The sequence below is a fragment of the Ruegeria sp. HKCCSP351 genome, assembly GCF_017872535.1.
Classification (GTDB): domain Bacteria; phylum Pseudomonadota; class Alphaproteobacteria; order Rhodobacterales; family Rhodobacteraceae; genus Ruegeria.
The window spans coordinates 227,578-247,583 of the sequence record NZ_JAEDOV010000001.1 but is presented as its reverse complement, the minus strand read 5'-3'; the positions used below and the strand labels follow the sequence as shown (position 1 = coordinate 247,583).

The following is a 20,006-nucleotide window of genomic DNA, read 5'->3' as shown; positions in this document are numbered from 1 at the left end:
ATGCTCACAGGGTTAAGCCTCAGGCTCAGGATATTTCTGTTTTTCTGTCTGCTTGCGCTCGGCGGGATATCAATCAGTTCCGCCGCCCTGTGGATCACCTATGCCCGGGCCGCACAACCTGACCTGTTTGATGACTTCATCTTTGCCGAAGTTCTGATCGGGTTTGGATTGCTGGCTTTGATCGCAGGTGTCTGGCTGTTGTTTGACGACAATGTCGCCAAGCCGATCGAACGGCTTTCAGCGCAATTGCGGGCCCGCGCTCATGCCGGTGTCAGCACCGATCTGGATATGCAGGCCGCGCGATACTTGGGCGATCTGGCCCCGGCAGCGGCCGGCCTTGCCGAGCAACTTGCCACAAATGCCATGCACACGGCCGAGGCGGTGGCAGCCGAAACCGCTCATCTGGCGGCAGAAAAACAGCGCCTCACCGCCCTTCTGACCGAAATCCCGGTCGCCATGTTGCTGGCCAGTCCGAAACACCAGATCGTTTTGTATGACGGACAGGCGGCCGAGGTGCTGGCCCAGATCGCGCATCCCCGCCTGAACGCCTCGCTCTTCGAATACATCGAATCGACCGGGTTGACGGACGCGTATGGGAAGTTGTGCAAATCTGGTAAGGATGTCTTCTGCACCCTGACCAGCGTGGACGGCCGACAAACCTATTCGGCCCGCATGAAGCCACTGGGGGACGCACCCGGTTACATGCTGGTGTTCGAAGACAGCGTTGCCCGTATGTCGCCAGATGAGGCCCGCCCGCTGGTCTATGATTTCGAGTTGCTGGACACGCCGGGTGACGGCGCGTTCGAAAACCGCTCTTTGCTGGATCTGTGTTTTGTGGTCTTCGACACGGAAACAACCGGCTTGTTGCCACACAAGGATGAGATCGTTCAAATCGGCGCGGTCCGCGTTGTGAAAGGCAAGATCGTCGCGGGCGAGCATCTGGACATGCTTGTTGATCCGGGCATTCCGATCCCTGCCGCCTCGACACGCGTGCACAAGATCAGTGATCGCATGGTTCAGGGCGCGCCGGATATCGTCAAAGCCGGGCGTGTGTTTCACCAATTCTCGCGCGATGCGGTGATCGTGGCCCATAACGCCCCGTTCGACATGGCGTTCCTGCGCCGCCATGCCATGCGTATGGAAGTCGAATGGGATCACCCGATACTCGACACTGTTCTGTTGTCGGCTGTTTTGTTCGGCGCGAGCGATACACATACACTGGACGCACTTTGTGAACGGCTGGACATCACTATCCCCGAGGCGCTGCGCCATACGGCATTGGGTGACGCAGTGGCAACAGCCGAGGCACTGGTCAAGATGCTGCCCATCCTGCAGGCCCGCGGGTTGAACACCTTTGGCGAAGTCATCGTCCAGACCCGCAAACACGGGCGTCTTCTGGAAGACATGAATTAACGCTGAAATTTGCAAACGCCGTTCAGCTTTTCGTGGACAATCCGGGCCACGCATGGCACCTGATGCGCGGCCAAGGAACACGCGCGCGATATGACGGAAAAGATTTTCACACCGACCCCGGATCAAAGCCACGCCTTTCGTGAGGCGCTGGGATGTTTCGGAACGGGAGTCACCGTGATAACTGCGCAAACCGAAGACGGACCGCGTGCAATCACCGTAAACTCGTTCGCGTCGGTGTCCCTGGACCCGCCGCTGGTGCTCTGGTGTCTGGCCAGAGAGTCAAACCGCTTCGATACGTTCAGCACCTGCACGCATTACTCGATCCACGTGATGGCTCAGGATCAACAGGACCAGGCGCTTAGATTTGCCCGCGACGGTGTGGATTTCACCCATGCCGAGTGGACGGCGGACGAGGCTGATCGCCCACAGCTGGCCAATTGTCTGGCACGGTTTGACTGCCGGTTGCATGCCCGGCACGAAGCCGGAGATCATCTGATCATTGTCGGTCATGTGGATCAGGTCATGTACCGCACCGGCAAGGGTCTGATCTTCAAGCGTGGTCAGTTCGGCGGGTTCGTAGACCCTTTCTAGTCGTCCAGCGACCCATGCACCGCCAGCACCTCTAACTGTGCGTCTTGCGGAGTGATCAAACGAAAGGCTTCGTGCACGCCTGTCTCAGACAATTCTCTGGCGACGGTCAGCAGCGTGTTGGCGGCATGGTCTTCACAGAGCTCTGACATGTGATCGATTTCGTTCTGTGCCACGCCCAATGCCGCTTCGATTGAGGGCGCTCCGTAATACTGCACGAAATGATCTGCCAGATTGCGGATGATCTGATCCCTTTCAGCGACTTCGATCTGGGTTACCGCCACAAACGTCACTCGGCCAAAGGTTTCCAGCCCCAGCCAGCCATTCGCAAAAGCCTGACGCGCCTTGCCTTCCAGATCTGCGCCGCTCCAGTTCGAAAACTCGAATCCGCCCGAAACGCACCATTCGCCGGTACGTGCCGGAGAATGGAACACGTTCATGTCGCTTTCATCGAAATGGATCGCGCGGGCCAGTTTCATCGTCCGTTCTCCAATAGTTCCGTCAGCGGGCGCAGACGGGTGTTGACCCCGTCGCGGATCAGCATTCCAAACCGCTCATCCGTACCAAGGAATACACCGCCATCGACCAGTGGCTCACCTACGCCACGCAGCAGGCCCATCCATTCGGCATGCAGGGGCGCGTTGCCATCCTCCTGCCAGCGGTTGAGCCAGGTCAGCATATGGCGTGACCAGCTTTCGACCAGTTGCGTGGCCGAAACCTCGGCACAGCCTTCATCATAAAGGGCTGTGACATCCGGCGTTTCGCCGGGCGCGGTGCTGGTTTGCATCAATGCGAGCTCCCAGCCGACAATCAACCAATCCGGTTCTTCTTCCGCGTTTTCACCGGAGGCCGAAACACGGAACACACCGCATTTCGCGCCATTCACACAGATCAGACCGTCCCACCCCAAATGCACCGCCACTTCGGGTGGGGCCAGAGCGCCCAGCGCATTCTGAAACCCAACAGCACAAAGCGGCAGCATCGCCATCGCGTCCCGAAGCGGCACCTCGGGCGCAAATACGATCGCAACGCGCAGGTAATCAGCATGAATGTTATGAACAACCGCCCCCGCATCGCAGCCCAAAGCCGCCATAGCCTGGGCGCGTTCAAACGGGTCTTCCCCACCCTGAACCGGATGGCCCGTCAACAAAGGGGGAAAGACCGGTTGGCTCATGCGGTGCCTTTGGCGATCATGTCGCGGGCGATCTTGCGGAAAGCCTCGGCCTGAGGGCTGTCCGGTTTGCTGACCACAATAGGCGCGCCCCCGTCTGCGGCGACACGAATGTCCAGATGCAACGGGATTTCACCCAGCAGCGGCACGCCCATCGCCTCGGCCTCGGACTTGACACCACCGTGACCAAAGACGTGTTCTTCATGCCCACAGTTCGAGCAGATATGCGTGGACATGTTTTCGATCATCCCAACGATAGGTGTCTTGAGCTGATTGAACATGTCGATCCCTTTGCGGGCATCAATCAGCGCCACATCCTGCGGCGTCGAGACGACAATAGCGCCGTCCACTTGGAACTTCTGGCTCAGCGTCAGTTGGACGTCACCGGTGCCGGGCGGCAGGTCGACGATCAGCACGTCCAGGGCACCCCATTGCACCTGGCTCATCATCTGTTGCAACGCGCCCATCAGCATCGGACCCCGCCAGACAACCGCCTGCCCTTCGTTGGTCATCAGACCCATCGACATCATGGTGACACCGTGGTTGCGCAGCGGCAGGATGGTCTTGCCATCGGGGCTGGCCGGACGGCCCGAGACGCCTAACATCCGAGGCTGCGACGGCCCATAAACATCCGCGTCCAGCAGACCCACGCGCCGCCCTTCTGCGGCCAGTGCACAGGCCAGATTGGCCGACACGGTGGATTTGCCCACACCCCCCTTGCCAGAAGCAACCGCGATGATCCGGTCAACTCCGGGAACGGCCTGCGGTCCAGTTTGCGAGGGCTTGGGTTTCGGCTTCAGATCCGGCGGCGCCTTATCGGAATGCGCAGTCATCAGGGCCGATACATTTGCAACGCCCTCAACCATCTGCGCAGCCTTTTCGGCTGTTGCGCGCACAGGTTCCATCTTTTCGGCATGCTTGGGATCGATCTCAAGGACAAAGCGAACCGTATCGCCCTCGACGTTCAGCGCACGCACGATGCCTGCACTGACAATGTCCTGACCTGAAACCGGATCAGTGATCTTTTTCAGGTTCGCCAGAACCGCGTCACGAACACTCATGCTGTTCTCTCCTTTATCTGTCCCGCCGACAGGGGCGTGCGTGCCGACATGTATTGGTCGCCGCTCATTGCATGTGTCTCCGTCTCTTTCTGTTCATTTGACGCGTAATGGCCTTCATAGTTAGGCTAAACCATGCGCCTTGTCTTGTTGTGCCTGAGCCTGACGCTCACCGCCACCCCCTCCTTGTCGCAGGAGGCAATCGGCCTTGCGGCCCCGGCAGAGGTTAACGACTCCGGTCTGTTGCAACATATCCTTCCTCGCTTCTCTCTCAAGACCGGGATACGCGTTGTCGCAGATGATGCCGGTGTCATGGTGCTGGAAACCGCGCCGCCCGGCGATCCTGTTTTTGCCCGCGACGACGTGATCTATCACCTGCGGATCGAAGACAACGACCGCCAGGGCCGTTTTCTTGAATGGCTGCAATCAGATATCGGCAAGCGCACTGTCGAAGGTTTTCTTCCTTCGGTGGGTGAACCGTTCAGCGCCAGTTTTGATCCCAAGATCACCCAGTCGGACGATACCCTGGACGGCAACACCGTGTTGGGTGAAGAACTATCGATGACCCATTGTGGTCGATGTCACGTGATTGGCCCCCGCAACCGGATGAGCGGGCTTGGATCAACCCCCTCTTTCGCGGTTCTGCGCGCGATGCCTGATTGGTCGGAACGGTTCGAGGCGTTCTTTGCCCTTAACCCTCACCCCGCATTCACGCAGATCGACGGGTTGACACCCCCCTTTGATCCCGAACGTCCATCCCCAATTTACCCGGTCAAGATGACATTGGACGATCTTGAAGCCATCCTGGCATTTGTTTCGCGCATTGACGCCGCAGATCTGGGCGCGCCGCTAAAGCTTCAGTGATCCTTTCTGTCCGAATAGTAATCCTCGGTGGTAACGACCCGAGGCTTGGGTTTTGACTGGAACGGATTGTCCTGCTGCTGGAAATGAGCATTCACCCGACAATTGTCACACATCTGGATCATTCGTGCCTGATCCGTAGTGGCAAACATCGGGTGCGTGCCCGAAAGCTTTTCCATGATCCGTTCAACGGTTGATTTAACCCCAAACAAAGCCCCGCATTCGATGCAGGCAAATGGCTCTTCCTCGTTCAACACCCGCTGAGACAGAGCGGCATCGCTCAGGTCCAGTTGCGGCACCAAGGTGATCGCGTCTTCGGGGCAGATCGTCTTGCACAATCCGCATTGCAGGCACGCATCCTGCTGAAAGTTAAGCTGGGGCTTGTCAGGGTTATCCATCAAAGCCCCGGACGGGCACAGCGACACACAACTAAGACAGAGTGTGCAACTGTCTGTATTCACTGCAACTGCACCGTAAGGTGAACCTTCAGGCAATGGCAACGGGGCACCAGCCTGCGGGTTAAGGGCCTGTGCTGCCAGCCGCGCGATTTGTCGACGGTTGCCAAGTGGCAAGGCCGGATCTGCCAATGGTTGGGGTACCTTTTGCGCATACAGCAAGTCTGCCATCGCATCAGGATCCACCTCTTCAATGAACCCGATTCCATCCGAACTGGTTATGGCACGTGCCAGTTCAATTTCGCGATCCAGCGCATCCCGCTCCGTTGTCGGTGCCAGCAGCACATCCACACGCGCAAATCCATGCGCCAGCGCGGCCAGCATTTCCGAATGACCGAACCCGGATATCACTTTCAATTCCAATGGGATAACATCCGAAGGTAATCCCCGGCCAAACCTTGCTGCAAGCCTTATCATTTCGGCCCCGTGGGCGTCGTGCACAAGCAGCCGGGGTGCGATACCGCCTGCCCTTCGGTACGTGCGCGCCAGAATATGCATACGTGACAATAAGGCCGAAACAGGTGGATCTTCATAGGTTATCGCTGTTGACGGGCAGACCGCCGCGCATTCGCCGCACCCGGCGCAGACCATCGGATCAATCGCCACATGCTCGCCCGAGGGTGTGATTGCACCGGTTGGGCAGATATCCAGACAGTTTGAGCACCCGACCTGTTCCGCCCGCGAATGGGCGCAAAGTGTTTCCTCCAGTCGCACGTACAGGGGTTTTTCGAATGTTCCGACCAGTTGGGCGGCGTCAAAAGCCATGCGTTCTACAGAAACCACATCCTTGGGATCAGCCCGCAAATACCCCTCGCGCTTGGCCGGAGCCTGCACAAAGGGCGTGCCCCCCGTCAGATCAACGATGATATCACAGGCCGATTGCGCCCCATCTCTAGGTTCCGTCCAATTGAAAGCACCCCTGCCTGCAGGAGCCACTTGCTGCACATTGTCCAGACGCAAGGAAAACCCACCCAGAGCACCCGAAACAGACCGCAATTGCCCCCGAATGACGTCGAAGGCCCGAGAGTCCGGCTCAGCCTGATCCGTGACCAGAACGGTTACCGCCAGTGTTCGGGCCAACCTTTCCGCCAGTCCAAAGGCAACGTTGCCCGGACCAATGATGAAACACGTGCCTTCGCTGATGACATCAACGCTGGGCGTCACGGGTTGCGGCAGGAACGCTTCGGCGGCTAAGGCAGCCATTTTGGCTGTCGCATCCGCGCCCTGATCGGACCACCCAGCACGATCCCGCAGGTCGACAAAGCCGGGGATTTCGATATTCATATCTTCGGCAAGAGACCGGAACACCTCTTGTTCTTGCAGACAGCCAATGACGGTATCGCCCTCTTGCATCAAGGCCGCAGCGGATTGCAGTTCTTTTGTACAAAGCGCGGTATGCACCTTTGAACAGGTAATTCCGCAGGCGCTTTCGATTCTGTCCGGATCCAGCGCCTGAGTTCCCGCGCAATCGCAGAGCAAAAGTTTCGTGCCCATGTCCCCTCCCTCGGGAAGCAATCCTGATCCTTTGCACTTTAGGGTGCATTCCCGATGAGGCAACTTCAACCCTGCACAGCATGCAATTCGCCGGTCAGAATTTCGCGGCAAATTCTCTAAAACAAAAGCCTTCTCAGACTTTGATCACGAAGACGCTACTGGGAATACGACCAAAGTATTAACGCGCAGGCTTGGCACGCGGCTATTTTGTGTACCATAGTGAACATGGAAAGGCAGGGGAGAGCCTTTCGGGGAGGATCCAGTGGCCAAGGCCGCAAGCCAGATCGACATGCCGGTTGGCGTCATTGTGCGCAAAACACCCGGGGTCACACGTTGGGCCCGCTGGAACTGGCGCGCGGTCGCCGTGTTGCCCGGTGCCGGACCTGCGGACTGGCAGGAACTGCGCCGCGAAGGCGAGGCGGTAGAATACCACGCTGCCACCCTCCCCCTGACTCTCTGGGCGGACGAGACCGAAGCCTACATGGTCAACCTGTCGGATGGGCAGCCTTCGATCTATCTTGTACTGCGGAATGAGCTGAAGGGCGACACGCCGCTAAATGCAGTTCTGATCACCGCTTCTCCGTTCCAGGGGCAGGATTACGCAGATACCGGCGAAGAAATTGTCGAGAAAATCCCAATGACGGAAGGGCTGATCGCCTGGGTGCGGGATTTCACCCTGAAACATCACCAGCACGAAGTGTTTATCAAACGCCGCCGCGACAGAAAGCAGACCGATTTGGTGGAGGATGGTAAGGGCGACGCGCGCATCCGTCAGACATCGGATGTATTTCGCGCACCAAGACGGGTGCTGCAATGACAGAGCGGCGTGATTTCTGGTCGCGCCGAAAGGCAGCCGTTCAGGCCGAAGCTGAAGCCGAGGTGCTGGCCCTTGAAGAACAGGTGATCGCAGCCCATCACGCCGAACTTGAAGAAAGAAGTGACGCCGAGATTTTGGCCGAATTCAACCTTCCCGATCCGGATACCCTCGGGCCCGGCGATGATGTTTCGGGCTTTATGTCCAAGGCAGTGCCTGATCGCCTGCGGCGCCGCGCCCTGCGTCGGCTGTGGCGGTTGAACCCTGTTCTGGCCAATGTCGACGGGCTGGTTGATTACGGCGAGGACTACACCGATGCGGCCTGCGTGATCGAAAACATCCAAACCGCCTATCAGGTTGGAAAAGGCATGCTGGCGCATGTCGAAGCACTGGCCACCGACGCGCAAGAAACGGAAGAAGACGAAATCGAGGCTGATACGCTCTCTGAACCAGAGGTCGTGCCGGTTGATCCCGATCCCCTGCCACAGCCGGTTTCAGTTGCTCAGGTCGAAGAGCCGGAAGAACTCGAGCGTCCCCCGTCGCCACGTCGAATGACATTTGAATTTGAAGGATGACCGAATGACCGCAAGTGACGCGCACACTCTAGATGTTTCAGCCGAGGATCGACTGCGCGCGGATTTCTATAACTTTCTGGGTCTGTTACTGGCAGGTCCTCCGGATCAGATGTTGCTGGACCAAATGGCTGGTCTGGTCGGAGATGACACGGATCTCGGCAAGGCCGTTCAATCCATGGCACGGGTTGCTAAGGTCACCAAGCCAGCCGCTGCCGAACGGGAATTCAATGCGTTGTTCATCGGATTGGGCCGGGGTGAGTTGCTGCCATATGCCAGCTTCTACCTGACGGGCTTTTTGAACGAGAAACCCTTGGCTCAGCTGCGCAATGACATGGCGGTTCGCGGGATCACACGTGCCCAAAACGTGTTCGAGCCCGAAGATAACATCGCCTCATTGATGGAGATGATGGCCGGAATGATCGTCGGGCGTTTTGGCGGCCCGGCTTCCCTGGATGACCAAAAGGCATTCTGGAGCAAGCACATCGGCCCCTGGGCCACGCATTTCTATTCGGATTTGGAAGCAGCCGAGAACTCGGTCCTTTATGCATCCGTCGGCACTGCCGGGCGGGTGTTTATGGAGATCGAGCGCGAAGCGTTCCGGATGACGGCGGGGTAATCCGCACATCGCCGGTGTCCCATGGGCACCAAACCGCAATTGGGAAAGGAGGTTCCCATGAGCAAGACCAAGGAAGAAGGCGCCACGCGCCGTGACTTCCTCAAACTGGCCGGTACCGCAGCGCCTGCTGCCGTTGTCGCCGCCAGCCTGACCGGGAAGGCCGAAGCCGCGGCGCTACCGACCGACGAAACCCGCATTCAGGATACAGCGCATACACGCGCCTACATCGAGAGCACCCGGTTCTAGGACCGGACGCTTTCACACCCGACAGACGGTTGCGATTGGCCCTGACGTCGGTTTCAGCAGTACCAAGCCAGCCGTGGCTTACACGGTGCGCAAGGGAGGAAAGACATGCTTAGGAAAAAGACCAACGGGGTTGCGAGACGCCCCCAGCGGACAAGTATCCTGTCCCAGGTCGGCGAGAAAACCGTCGATCGCCGCGCATTCCTGCGTGGCTCGGGCCTGACGATCGGCGGCCTTGCCGCGATCAGCGCCACGGGTGGAACCGTGACGCCAGCCAGTGCCCAGACTGCGGCCAATCAGGCCGTCGAAAACATCAAATCCGTATGCACCCACTGTTCGGTCGGCTGTACTGTCGTCGCCGAAGTGCAGAACGGTGTCTGGGTCGGGCAGGAACCCGGCTGGGACAGCCCGTTCAACCTGGGTGCACATTGTGCCAAGGGAGCGTCGGTTCGCGAGCACGCCCATGGTGAGCGTCGCCTGAAATATCCGATGAAAAAGGAAGGCGGCGAGTGGAAGCGCATCAGCTGGGAAGAGGCGATCAACGAGATCGGCGACGGCATGATGAGCATCCGCGAGGAATCCGGGCCCGACAGCGTGTACTGGCTGGGCTCAGCAAAACACAATAACGAACAGGCTTATCTGTTCCGCAAGTTCGCTGCCTACTGGGGCACGAACAACGTGGACCATCAGGCCCGTATCTGCCACTCGACCACCGTTGCGGGTGTTGCGAATACATGGGGCTACGGTGCCATGACCAATTCGTATAACGACATCCACAACTCGCGCGCCATCTTCATCATTGGCGGCAACCCGGCTGAGGCGCACCCTGTCTCTCTACTGCACGTTCTGCGCGCAAAAGAGCAGAACAACGCCCCGCTGATCGTCTGCGACCCGAGATTTACACGCACCGCGGCCCATGCGGATGAATATGTCCGTTTCCGCCCAGGCACAGACGTTGCGCTGATCTGGGGCATCCTGTGGCACATCTTCGACAACGGTTGGGAGGATAAAGAATTCATCCGCACCCGTGTCTGGGGCATGGACCAGATTCAGGATGAGGTGGCCAAATGGACGCCCGAAGAAACAGAACGCGTCACTGGTGTGCCCGGCTCGCAACTGAAACGTGTTGCCCGAACCATGGCGAACAACCGCCCCGGCACGGTCATCTGGTGCATGGGCGGCACACAGCACACCAACGGCAACAACAACACCCGCGCCTATTGCGTGCTTCAGCTTGCGCTGGGCAACATGGGTACCTCGGGTGGTGGCACCAATATCTTCCGCGGCCACGACAACGTGCAGGGCGCGACAGACCTTGGTGTGTTGTCCCACACCCTGCCCGGCTATTACGGCCTGTCCGCAGGCGCATGGGGCCACTGGAGCCGCGTCTGGGGCGAAGACCTGGATTGGCTGAAGGGCCAGTTCGCCACGATCAAGGGCAAAGACGGCAAGGACAAACCGCTGATGAATGAAAGCGGTATCCCGGTATCCCGCTGGATCGACGGTGTTCTGGAAGACCCTGCGAACATGGATCAGGACAACAATGTCCGTGCCATGGTTCTGTGGGGTCATGCGCCGAACTCGCAAACGCGGGGTCCGGAAATGAAAACGGCAATGGAGAAGCTGGACATGCTAGTCGTGATCGACCCGTATCCCACCGTTTCCGCTGTTCTGCATGACCGCACCGATGGCGTCTACCTTTTGCCCGCTTGTACGCAGTTCGAAACCCGTGGCTCGGTCACCGCGTCAAACCGCTCGCTACAGTGGCGTGACAAGGTGGTTGATCCGCTGTTCGAAAGCCTGCCGGACGAGGTCATCATGGCCAAGTTCGCCAACAAGTTCGGCTGGGCAGACCGCCTGTTCCGCAATATCGAGATGGAAGACCCCGAGACCCCGAATGTTGAAAGCATCACGCGTGAGTTTAACTCGGGCCTCTGGACCATCGGATATACCGGGCAGTCACCGGAACGCTTGAAAAGCCATATGGCCAATCAGCACACGTTCGACAGAACCACACTACAAGCCATTGGTGGACCCAACGACGGCGAGTATTACGGTTTGCCGTGGCCTTGCTGGGGAACGCCTGAGATGGGTCATACGGGTACACCCAACCTTTATGACATGTCCAAACCGGTGGCCGAAGGCGGCCTGACCTTCCGCGCCCGGTTCGGTGTGGAACGCGATGGCGACAACCTGCTGGCCGAAGGGGTCTATAGCGTCGGATCGGAAATTCAGGACGGATACCCTGAATTCACGATGCAGATGCTGATGGATCTTGGCTGGGATGGTGACCTGACGGCTGAAGAACGCGCCGCAATCGATGCCGTTGCAGGCCCCGAGACCAACTGGAAAACCGACCTTTCAGGTGGTATCCAGCGGGTCGCGATCGCTCATGGCTGTGCGCCCTTCGGGAACGCCAAAGCCCGCGCGGTTGTCTGGACCTTCCCGGATCCGATCCCACTGCACCGCGAGCCGCTTTATACGAACCGGCGCGATCTGGTGGCGGACTATCCAACCTACGAGGACCGGCACGCATATCGCCTGCCCACCCTTTATGCTTCGATCCAAAAGAACGACTTTTCAAAGGATTACCCGATAATCCTGACGTCAGGTCGTCTGGTCGAGTATGAAGGCGGCGGCGAGGAAAGCCGGTCGAACCCATGGCTTGCTGAACTTCAGCAGGATATGTTCGTCGAGATCAATCCGCGCGATGCCAACAACCTTGGCATTCGGGACGGACAACAGGTCTGGGTCGAAGGTCCGGAAGGCGGTAAGGTCAAGGTGATGGCGATGCTGACCAATCGGGTTGGTGTCGGTGTCGCCTTCATGCCTTTCCACTTTGGCGGCCATTTCCAGGGCGAGGATCTGCGGCACAAATACCCCGCAGGCGCTGACCCCTATGTTCTGGGCGAAAGTTCCAACACCGCCCAGACTTATGGCTATGATTCAGTGACCCAAATGCAGGAGACCAAGTGTACTCTCTGCAAGATCTCGGCAGCGTAAGGAGGACGATTAATGGCTAGAGCAAAGTTTCTCTGCGACGCTGAACGCTGCATCGAATGCAACGCCTGCGTAACCGCGTGCAAGAACGAGCATGAGGTACCTTGGGGTATCAACCGCCGCAGGGTGGTGACGATCAATGACGGCAACCCGGGCGAACGCTCGATCTCGGTGGCCTGTATGCATTGTTCGGATGCGCCCTGCATGGCGGTGTGTCCGGTCGACTGCTTCTATCAGAACGAAGAAGGTGTTGTCCTGCACTCCAAGGACCTGTGCATCGGTTGCGGCTATTGCTTCTATGCGTGCCCGTTTGGCGCGCCGCAATACCCGCAAGCGGGCAATTTCGGTTCACGCGGTAAGATGGACAAATGCACCTTCTGCGCCGGTGGTCCCGAAGAAAACCATTCGACCGCAGAGTTCGCCAAATATGGTCGCAACCGGATCGCCGAGGGCAAACTGCCCATCTGCGCCGAAATGTGCTCCACCAAGGCCCTGCTTGCCGGTGACGGCGACGTGGTGTCGGCTGTTTACCGTGAACGCGTCGTGGCGCGCGGTTTCGGCTCGGGCGCCTGGGGCTGGGGTACTGCCTACGACCAGAAAGACGGCTAAGCTGCTGTCTGCACAAAGCAATGGACAACCCGCTCGGCGCGGGTTGTCCGATCTTGGAATTTGACCGAGGTTCAGATGCTCCGCTTTCTCATCGCTTTTCTGTTGACCCTTGGGCTGACCCTTTCGGCAGCCGCCCAAACGACCGATGACAGCAACGCCACGCCTGAAAGGGCGGGAACCGGCGGAGCGACGACCCTCGAAGACATTCTCGCCCGGCAACGTGGTGAGCAGGTGGATAACGGATATCGCTCCGGCAATACCGGCCAGAGCAATGTCGAGGGCCTGATGGGTCAGCTTGGCACCCGTGGAGTCGCGTCGGATAGTGATGTGTACCGTGCGTTGCGTTATGGCTCGGCCGATGTGACCGTATCGTCAAACGGCCCGGCGGCAAGTGTGCTGATACAGGATGGCGGCATGTGGTGGCTGAACTTCCGCAGTGGACCGCTGCGCGAATATGGCACCTATATCATCGCCGGGATGCTGGGCATCATTCTGCTGTTCTTTCTGATCCGTGGGAAAATCCGCATCGATGGAGAGAAAACGGGCCGCACGGTTACCCGCTTCAACGGGATTGAACGTTTCGGTCATTGGCTGTTTGCAGGATCGTTCCTAATCCTCGGCATTACTGGTTTGCTCACGCTCTATGGCCGCGACTTCCTGATTCCGATCTTCGGCAAGGAAGGTTTCGCTACCATCGCACTCGGCTGTAAGTGGCTGCATAACAATCTGGCCTGGGCCTTTATGCTGGGTCTGATCATCGTCACGGTGAACTGGATTGCTCATAACATTCCCAACCGGACCGACCTGAAATGGCTCGCCGCCGGAGGGGGGCTGTTCACCAAGGGCAACCACCCGCCCGCCCGGAAATTCAATGCGGGGCAAAAGATCATTTTCTGGGCCTGTATTCTGTTAGGCGTGTCGATCAGCCTGTCCGGCTTGTCACTGCTGTTCCCGTTCGAGATGCCCCTGTTCGCCAAAACCTTCTCGGTCGCAAACGCCACGGGCATTCCGCAGGCGCTGGGTCTGACCTTGCCGGTGCAGATGTCACCGCAGGAAGAGATGCAATTCGCCCAAGTCTGGCATGTCATGATTGCCTATGTGTTCATCGCGATCATCGTTGCGCACATCTATCTCGGCTCGGTCGGGATGGAGGGTGCGTTTGACGCCATGGGAACCGGAGAGGTCGAGGAACAATGGGCGCGCGAGCATCACTCGCTCTGGCTGGAAGAGGTGCAGAAAAAAGAGGCTGACACAGCAGCCGCCTCACCCGCTGAATAGATGCGTGGGCTGGTTCTGGCGCTGGTGCTGGTGCCCCTGCCCGCCGTGGCAGAATTCTACACGCTGAAAGGGCATGGCGGCCCCATCATGGGCATCGCCATCGCGCCTGACGGTCGCATCGCAACAGCCAGTTTCGACAACTCTGTGGGTCTTTGGACCGGGCAAGCACCAGAATGGTACGAAGGGCACGAAGCCGCCGTGAACACAGTCGCGTTCAACGGCGCCGCTTTCTATTCTGCCGGAGACGACTTCACCCTGCGCAAGTGGCCCAGCGGTGAAGTCATTGGCCGACACAAGGGCAAGATTGTCGGCCTTGCCGCGTCAGAAACCGCAATTGCGACCGCCAGCTGGGATGGAACAATCGGCCTGTGGCCTGTCGATGGCACAGAGCCCGCGCGGCTTGGACCGACCGGCAGTGGCGTGAATGCGGTTGCATTTTCACCTGACGGCACACAGCTTTATTCGGCGGGAGTCGACGGCGCTTTGCGGTTATGGGATGTATCCAGCGGGCAGGAAACAAGGCGTCTGGTCGAGCACGGGTTCGGCATCAATGAACTGGCCCTGAATGCACAGGACAACTGGATCGCCTATGGCGCGGTTGACGGTGTCACGCGTGTCCTTGACCTTGCCACCGGGGAAGAGCGCGATTTCACTCTGGACCGCCGCCCGATCCTTGCCCTTGCACTCAGCCCGGATCGGAGACTTTTGGCCGTAGGCGATGGCGAAGGGTATATTATGGTCATCGACACCGTCGATTGGCGCATTGCACAGGATTTTCGCGCCACTTTGCGCGGTCCGGTCTGGGCTTTGGCATTTTCCACAGACGGTAAGAACATCCATGCGGGCGGGCTTGACGAGGCGATGTACAGCTGGCCTGTGGATGCGTTGTCCGACCAACACCAGATGGCCTCGGCAGTACCAAGTTTCCTAAAAAATCCTGACGAGATGGACAACGGAGAACGCCAGTTTGCGCGCAAATGCTCGATCTGTCACAGCTTGTCTTCCGATAACGAACGACGTGCAGGCCCCACCCTGCACGGTGTATTTGGACGTCAGGCCGGCACGGTTCAAGGATATTTGTACTCGGATACATTGCAAGGCTCTGATATCATTTGGAATGACGAGACAATAAATGCCCTTTTCGACGAAGGGCCAGACCACTACATTCCAGGGTCGAAAATGCCGATGCAGCGGATTGCCAAATCACAGGATCGCCAGGACCTTATCGCTTTTCTGCGTCGCGCAACAACTGACCGGAACTGAACCGGAGGAGCCCATGAAAGCCTTTCTCGCCGCTGTCGCCGCGATGGTCGTTATTGCAGGCGCAGCCCCATTTGTGCTGGAACAGATCGGGTTCAGCACCGCTGACACCACATCCGGCGCCACCGTGCGCCTAGACTGAATGCCGCAATATCTGACCACCCGTGAACTGGCCGATCTGCTGCGCATTGGCGAGCGGAAGGCTTATGACCTTGCCTCGTCAGGTGAGGTGCCGTGCGTGCGCGCCATGGGCAAACTGTTGTTTCCGCGGGCCGAGATCATTGCCTGGCTCAACGCGTCGCGATCTGGCCCACAGGTTGCCGAACCGCCCCTACCCCCGATCATAGCGGGCAGCCACGATCCTTTGCTGGACTGGGCGCTGCGTGAAAGTGGGTCGGGGCTGGCCACCTATTACGACGGTTCTTTTGACGGGCTGATCAGGCTCAGCGAACGCAGCGCGCAGGCCGCTGTGTTGCACATCCACGAAAATGGCGGATTCAACAAAGAATCCCTGCAAGACACTTTGGGCGAAGCCCCGGTAATCCTGTTTGAAATCGCCCGGCGTGAGCGTGGATTGCTTCTTGCTCCGGGCATATCCGACATCAGTTCTTTTGATGACCTCAAGTCACACACCGTCATGCTGCGTCAGGACAGTGCGGCAAGCCAGCGCCTGTTCGACACTCAACTGAAAGCCCACGGCCTGAGCCGGGATGATCTGGATACTCGACCAGGCTGCGCACGTACAGAAGAAGAGCTGGCAATCGCCCTGCATGACCGGAAGGCCGAGGCCGGCTTTGGGCTTGGCGCCCTAGCCGGTCTCTACAACTTGGGTTTTGTCCCCACTCATTCCGAGAGGCTGGATCTTGCCATCTGGCGTCGGGCCTTTTTCGATCCGCCAATACAGAAACTGCTAACCCTGTTGCGCTCGGGTCAGTTCACCCAGCGGGCACGCGAGTTTAGCGGCTATGACCTGTCTGGTCTTGGCACGATCCACCACAATGGGGCCAGCGGGTGAACCTCTACCCGCGCCTTCATCTTTTTATAAATACTCGCCCCGCAGGGGCTGGCCGCAGGCCAGCTTATTGCGCATTGGGGAAAAACACCTGCTGACCGTCCAGCCGGAAAGAAGCGATCGCCTCCTGCCCGTCCGGCCCGGTCAACCAGTCGATGAACCGCTGACCAGAGGCAGCGCGCACATGCGGATGCTTTTCGGGATTTACGAGGATCACACCGTATTGATTGAACAGACGCGGATCACCTTCAACCAGGATCTCAAGATTGCCTCTGTTACCAAAGGACAGCCAGGTCGCCCGATCTGTCAGAGTATACGCATCCATGCCGCTGGCCACGTTCAGAGTCGCACCCATACCTGAACCGGTTTCCCGATACCAACTGCCGGACGCGCCGGTCGGATCCGCCCCCGCAGCCGACCAATGCCGCAGTTCAGCCTTGTGCGTTCCGCTATCATCGCCGCGCGACGCAAACGGGGCTTCAGCCTTTGCAATCGCTGTAAGAGCGCTCAGAATGTCGGCACCACCGCGAATTCCGGCGGGATCTGCCTTGGGGCCCACCAATACAAAATCGTTATACATCAGGTCCTTCCGCTCCACGCCATATCCATCAGCGACGAATTTCTCTTCGGCGGATTTGGCGTGAACCAGCAGGACGTCCCCGTCACCATTGACCGCATTGCGGATTGCTTGACCGGTTCCTACGGCCACAACGCGCACGTCAATGCCCGACTCGGCCTCGAACCACGGCAGTATATAGTCCAACAGCCCCGAGTTCTGGGTGGATGTCGTAGACTGCACGACAATGAACGGTGTCTCTGCCAAGGCCGCATTTGCCGACAGACCAAGGGCCATCACTGCCGCCCGAAGTATTGCGCGGAACATCATTTTCTCCGTTTTATCTTTTAGGTAACCAATCCACCCGCGAGATAGCGACGCGATGCTTCACTTTCGGGGGTATCCAAAACCTGTTTTGCGGGGCCGTGTTCAACCACATGACCGCCCTGCATCATGACCACATCCGAGGCCAAACGACGGGCCTGCCCAATATCATGTGTCACCATCACGATCCGTACACCCCGCGCCGAGGCGCGCAGAACCATACGTTCGATCATCTGTGTCGCGCCGGGATCAAGGGCGCTGGTGGGTTCGTCCAGAAACAGTGTTTCGGGCTCCAGCGCCAAAGCACGCAAAATGGCCAGCCTCTGGGCCTCGCCCCCCGAGAGCGACCGGGCGGATTGCCGGGCCTTCCCATCCAGCCCGCCTTCAGCAAGCAACTCGGCGATACGTGCCTTTCTTGCCGTTCGCCCCATGCCCTGACGCTTGAGGACAAAACCCAGGTTCGCAGCAACAGACCGTCGCAACAGAACCGGTCTCTGAAATACCATGGCTTGGCGCGCTTTCTGCGCAGCGCCCAGATGGTTTCCATCCTGCACCACCCGCCCGCGATCCGGCGAGATCAGGCCATGCAAACACCGCAGCAACAGACTTTTGCCCGCACCGTTGGGGCCAAGAAGCAACGTCGGCCCTGGACCATCCAGAATCAATGAAGGAACATCCAGCAAAACCTTGCCGTTGCTGAGAATTTGCACATTTTCAACCGTCAGACAGTTCGACATGTCACAGATCACGTCACGCATGGCTCAACCCCTCCTGCTCGGCCCGCAAACTGACCGCGCTGACCATCGCGTTTACGGCAACTGCAATCCCGATCAGGATCGCCCCCAACGCCAGTGCCAGCGACAGATTTCCCTTCGACGTTTCAAGCGCAATGGTTGTCGTCATCACGCGGGTCACATGATTGATGTTTCCGCCAACGATGATAACCGCGCCCACCTCGGCGATGGCGCGTCCGAAACCGGCAAGCAGGGCCGTGACAAGCGCCAGTCGCGCATCCCACAACAAAACCGGAACCGAGGCCAGCCGTGACACACCCAAGGACCGCAGCTGTTCGGAATATTCCTCAGCCAACATTTCAACAACCTGTCGCGTCAGAGCCGCGACAATGGGGGTGACCAAAACGACCTGCGCAATGATCATGGCGGTCGGAGTGTACAAAAGCTCAAGCACTCCCAAAGGACCCGAACGGGACAGCATCAGATAGACCAGCAGGCCTACGACAACCGGCGGAAACCCCATCAGTGCATTCATCAGGACGATCAGCATCCGGCGGCCGGGGAACCGTGCGACGGCCAATGCAGCCCCCACGGGCATTCCGATCAGAGCAGAAACCAGAACCGCAAACACGGACACTTTCAGAGACAACAGCACAATTGCCCACAGCTCAGAATCTCCCCCAAGGATCAAGGCAATCGCAGCGCTGAATTCTGATGAAAATTCCTGCATTTTCTTCTCAAACACCCGCGCTTCGTACAAAACACATTAGATTACATGGAAATACTACTTCATATCGGTGCCAAGTACAGACACAATTCCGACACCACGAATACGAAACGCGGCCCCGATTGGGACCGCGCTTTTGACCTTCAAATTAACGGTTAGCGTCAGTTCAGAGCAGCGTCCGTGATCTGGTGCGTCCAGGCCCCTTCGGGTTCCTTGGTGATCGCCGGATTTTCCGCAGATACGGCCGACAACAGCGTTTTCACTGTCTGCTCGTAGTCCGCTGGATCTAGCGCACCGTCGGATCCTTCGATCAGCTTCGCTACCTCGCCCATCATGTAAACCTGATGGTCCAGCTCCTGCGCGCCGGTCTCGTCAAACTCCAGAACGATTTCAGCGGCCTCTTCCTGATTTTCAGCCGCGTATTTCCAGCCTTTCATCGACGCCCGAACAAAACGCTCCATTTTGTCGACAAACGCTGGGTCGTTCAGGTTTTCCTCCATAACATAAAGCCCGTCCTCCAGCATACCGAACCCCATCTGCAAATAGTTGAAAGTCACCAACTCTTCCGGGGTGATACCAGCCTGAAGGATCTGGCGGTATTCGTTATAAGTCATGGTCGAGATGCAATCCGCTTGCCCTTGGATCAAAGGATCTGCGGAAAACGCCTGCTTCAGAACAGTAACGCCGTTCTCATCAGCACCATCAGTCTCGATGCCTAGAGACGCCATCCAAGCGTAGAATGGGTATTCATTGCCAAAGAACCAGACCCCCATGGTGCGACCTGGGAAATCCTCAGGCGATTCAACTCCTGTGGATTTCAGGCAGTTAACTTGAAGACCGCCTGTTTTGAATGGCTGAGCAATGTTTACTAGCGGAACACCGCGCTCGCGTGCAGCCAAGCCGGCGGCCATCCACGTGGTGATAACGTCTGCACCGCCACCAGCGATCACTTGCTCCGGTGCAATATCGGGGCCGCCCGGTTTGATTGTGACATCAAGCCCCTCTTCGTCGTAGAAACCCTTTGCTTCTGCCACAAAGTAGCCAGCAAACTGCGCCTGCCCAACCCATTTCAGCTGCAACGTCACTTCGTCTGCCGCAAACACCGTGCTGGCTGCCAAACTGAAGGCGGCAACCGCCCCGCTAAGTAGCTTGTTCATTTTCCTATCTCCTAGTTGCTTTTGATTGCCCCGTTGTCGAGGTCTGTTGAATTATTCCTTC

General features: G+C 58.3%; 21 protein-coding genes. 13 read left to right on the top strand and 8 right to left on the bottom strand.

Annotation, left to right across the window (positions count from 1 at the left end; genetic code table 11):
• Both I9182_RS01225 and I9182_RS01220 read left to right on the top strand, forming a co-directional pair.
• Positions 1–1,413 carry a 3'-5' exonuclease gene (locus tag I9182_RS01225; RefSeq protein WP_209596700.1) on the top strand — a complete coding sequence of 471 codons (1,413 nt, stop codon included), beginning with the start codon at positions 1–3 and terminating at the stop codon, positions 1,411–1,413.
• A gap of 90 nt (positions 1,414–1,503) precedes the next feature.
• A complete protein-coding gene (locus I9182_RS01220) occupies positions 1,504–2,004 on the top strand; it encodes a flavin reductase family protein (protein WP_209504166.1) in 501 nt (166 codons plus the stop codon).
• Here I9182_RS01220 and I9182_RS01215 read toward each other — a convergent pair.
• The 3 genes from I9182_RS01215 to I9182_RS01205 are packed head-to-tail and all read right to left on the bottom strand — an operon-like array spanning position 2,001 to position 4,233.
• Positions 2,001–2,480, bottom strand: coding sequence for a DUF6505 family protein (locus I9182_RS01215; protein WP_209504167.1), 480 nt, complete (start codon positions 2,478–2,480; stop codon positions 2,001–2,003). The genes I9182_RS01220 and I9182_RS01215 overlap by 4 nt on opposite strands.
• Complete coding sequence (locus I9182_RS01210) at positions 2,477–3,175, bottom strand: biotin/lipoate--protein ligase family protein (protein WP_209504168.1); 699 nt, start codon at positions 3,173–3,175, stop codon at positions 2,477–2,479. Before I9182_RS01210 ends, I9182_RS01215 begins: the two co-directional genes overlap by 4 nt.
• Positions 3,172–4,233, bottom strand: coding sequence for an Mrp/NBP35 family ATP-binding protein (locus tag I9182_RS01205; protein ID WP_209504169.1), 1,062 nt, complete (start codon positions 4,231–4,233; stop codon positions 3,172–3,174). The genes I9182_RS01210 and I9182_RS01205 overlap by 4 nt, the downstream gene beginning before the upstream one ends.
• A gap of 132 nt (positions 4,234–4,365) precedes the next feature.
• Here I9182_RS01205 and I9182_RS01200 point away from each other — a divergent pair, with 132 nt between their 5' ends.
• On the top strand, positions 4,366–5,094 hold the full coding sequence (locus I9182_RS01200) for a hypothetical protein (protein WP_209595967.1): 729 nt from the start codon (positions 4,366–4,368) through the stop codon (positions 5,092–5,094).
• On the opposite strand, the gene I9182_RS01195 is transcribed toward I9182_RS01200, so the two are convergent.
• Positions 5,088–7,040, bottom strand: coding sequence for a 4Fe-4S binding protein (locus tag I9182_RS01195; RefSeq protein ID WP_209595965.1), 1,953 nt, complete (start codon positions 7,038–7,040; stop codon positions 5,088–5,090). The two genes, I9182_RS01200 and I9182_RS01195, sit on opposite strands and share 7 nt — an antisense overlap.
• Before the next feature lie 262 nt (positions 7,041–7,302).
• Here I9182_RS01195 and I9182_RS01190 point away from each other — a divergent pair, with 262 nt between their 5' ends.
• From I9182_RS01190 to I9182_RS01150, 10 genes are all read left to right on the top strand, one after another.
• Positions 7,303–7,857 carry a DUF3305 domain-containing protein gene (locus I9182_RS01190; protein ID WP_209595964.1) on the top strand — a complete coding sequence of 185 codons (555 nt, stop codon included), beginning with the start codon at positions 7,303–7,305 and terminating at the stop codon, positions 7,855–7,857.
• Complete coding sequence (locus tag I9182_RS01185; protein ID WP_209595962.1) at positions 7,854–8,429, top strand: DUF3306 domain-containing protein; 576 nt, start codon at positions 7,854–7,856, stop codon at positions 8,427–8,429. The genes I9182_RS01190 and I9182_RS01185 overlap by 4 nt, the downstream gene beginning before the upstream one ends.
• 4 nt (positions 8,430–8,433) lie before the next feature.
• Complete coding sequence (locus tag I9182_RS01180; RefSeq protein WP_209595960.1) at positions 8,434–9,045, top strand: molecular chaperone TorD family protein; 612 nt, start codon at positions 8,434–8,436, stop codon at positions 9,043–9,045.
• A gap of 57 nt (positions 9,046–9,102) precedes the next feature.
• Positions 9,103–9,291, top strand: coding sequence for a ubiquinol-cytochrome c reductase iron-sulfur subunit N-terminal domain-containing protein (locus I9182_RS01175; protein ID WP_209595957.1), 189 nt, complete (start codon positions 9,103–9,105; stop codon positions 9,289–9,291).
• Between the two features lie 105 nt (positions 9,292–9,396).
• Positions 9,397–12,291 (top strand): formate dehydrogenase subunit alpha, encoded by a 2,895-nt coding sequence (locus I9182_RS01170; protein ID WP_209595955.1) that lies wholly within the window; start codon positions 9,397–9,399, stop codon positions 12,289–12,291.
• A 12-nt stretch (positions 12,292–12,303) separates the two neighbouring features.
• Positions 12,304–12,897: a formate dehydrogenase FDH3 subunit beta gene (gene fdh3B, locus I9182_RS01165; RefSeq protein WP_209504177.1), complete on the top strand. Its 594-nt coding sequence runs from the start codon at positions 12,304–12,306 to the stop codon at positions 12,895–12,897.
• Between the two features lie 75 nt (positions 12,898–12,972).
• The gene (locus I9182_RS01160; RefSeq protein WP_209504178.1) at positions 12,973–14,175 is read left to right on the top strand and encodes a formate dehydrogenase subunit gamma; all 1,203 of its coding nucleotides are present in this window, start codon (positions 12,973–12,975) and stop codon (positions 14,173–14,175) included.
• Complete coding sequence (locus tag I9182_RS01155; RefSeq protein WP_209504179.1) at positions 14,176–15,438, top strand: c-type cytochrome; 1,263 nt, start codon at positions 14,176–14,178, stop codon at positions 15,436–15,438. It begins immediately after the preceding gene.
• A 13-nt stretch (positions 15,439–15,451) separates the two neighbouring features.
• On the top strand, positions 15,452–15,577 hold the full coding sequence (locus tag I9182_RS20510) for a hypothetical protein (RefSeq protein WP_280922657.1): 126 nt from the start codon (positions 15,452–15,454) through the stop codon (positions 15,575–15,577).
• Entirely contained in the window at positions 15,578–16,450 is an 873-nt protein-coding gene (locus tag I9182_RS01150; protein ID WP_209595953.1) for a helix-turn-helix transcriptional regulator, read from the top strand.
• Between the two features lie 64 nt (positions 16,451–16,514).
• Here the strand turns inward: I9182_RS01150 and I9182_RS01145 are convergent, their stop codons facing one another.
• From I9182_RS01145 to I9182_RS01130, 4 genes are all read right to left on the bottom strand, one after another.
• Positions 16,515–17,333 (bottom strand): substrate-binding domain-containing protein, encoded by an 819-nt coding sequence (locus I9182_RS01145; protein ID WP_209504181.1) that lies wholly within the window; start codon positions 17,331–17,333, stop codon positions 16,515–16,517.
• A 17-nt stretch (positions 17,334–17,350) separates the two neighbouring features.
• On the bottom strand, positions 17,351–18,085 hold the full coding sequence (locus tag I9182_RS01140; RefSeq protein ID WP_209595951.1) for an ATP-binding cassette domain-containing protein: 735 nt from the start codon (positions 18,083–18,085) through the stop codon (positions 17,351–17,353).
• Complete coding sequence (locus I9182_RS01135) at positions 18,078–18,791, bottom strand: ABC transporter permease (RefSeq protein ID WP_209595949.1); 714 nt, start codon at positions 18,789–18,791, stop codon at positions 18,078–18,080. The genes I9182_RS01140 and I9182_RS01135 overlap by 8 nt, the downstream gene beginning before the upstream one ends.
• Before the next feature lie 158 nt (positions 18,792–18,949).
• Positions 18,950–19,945: an ABC transporter substrate-binding protein gene (locus tag I9182_RS01130; protein WP_209504184.1), complete on the bottom strand. Its 996-nt coding sequence runs from the start codon at positions 19,943–19,945 to the stop codon at positions 18,950–18,952.
• Positions 19,946–20,006 lie beyond the last annotated feature (61 nt).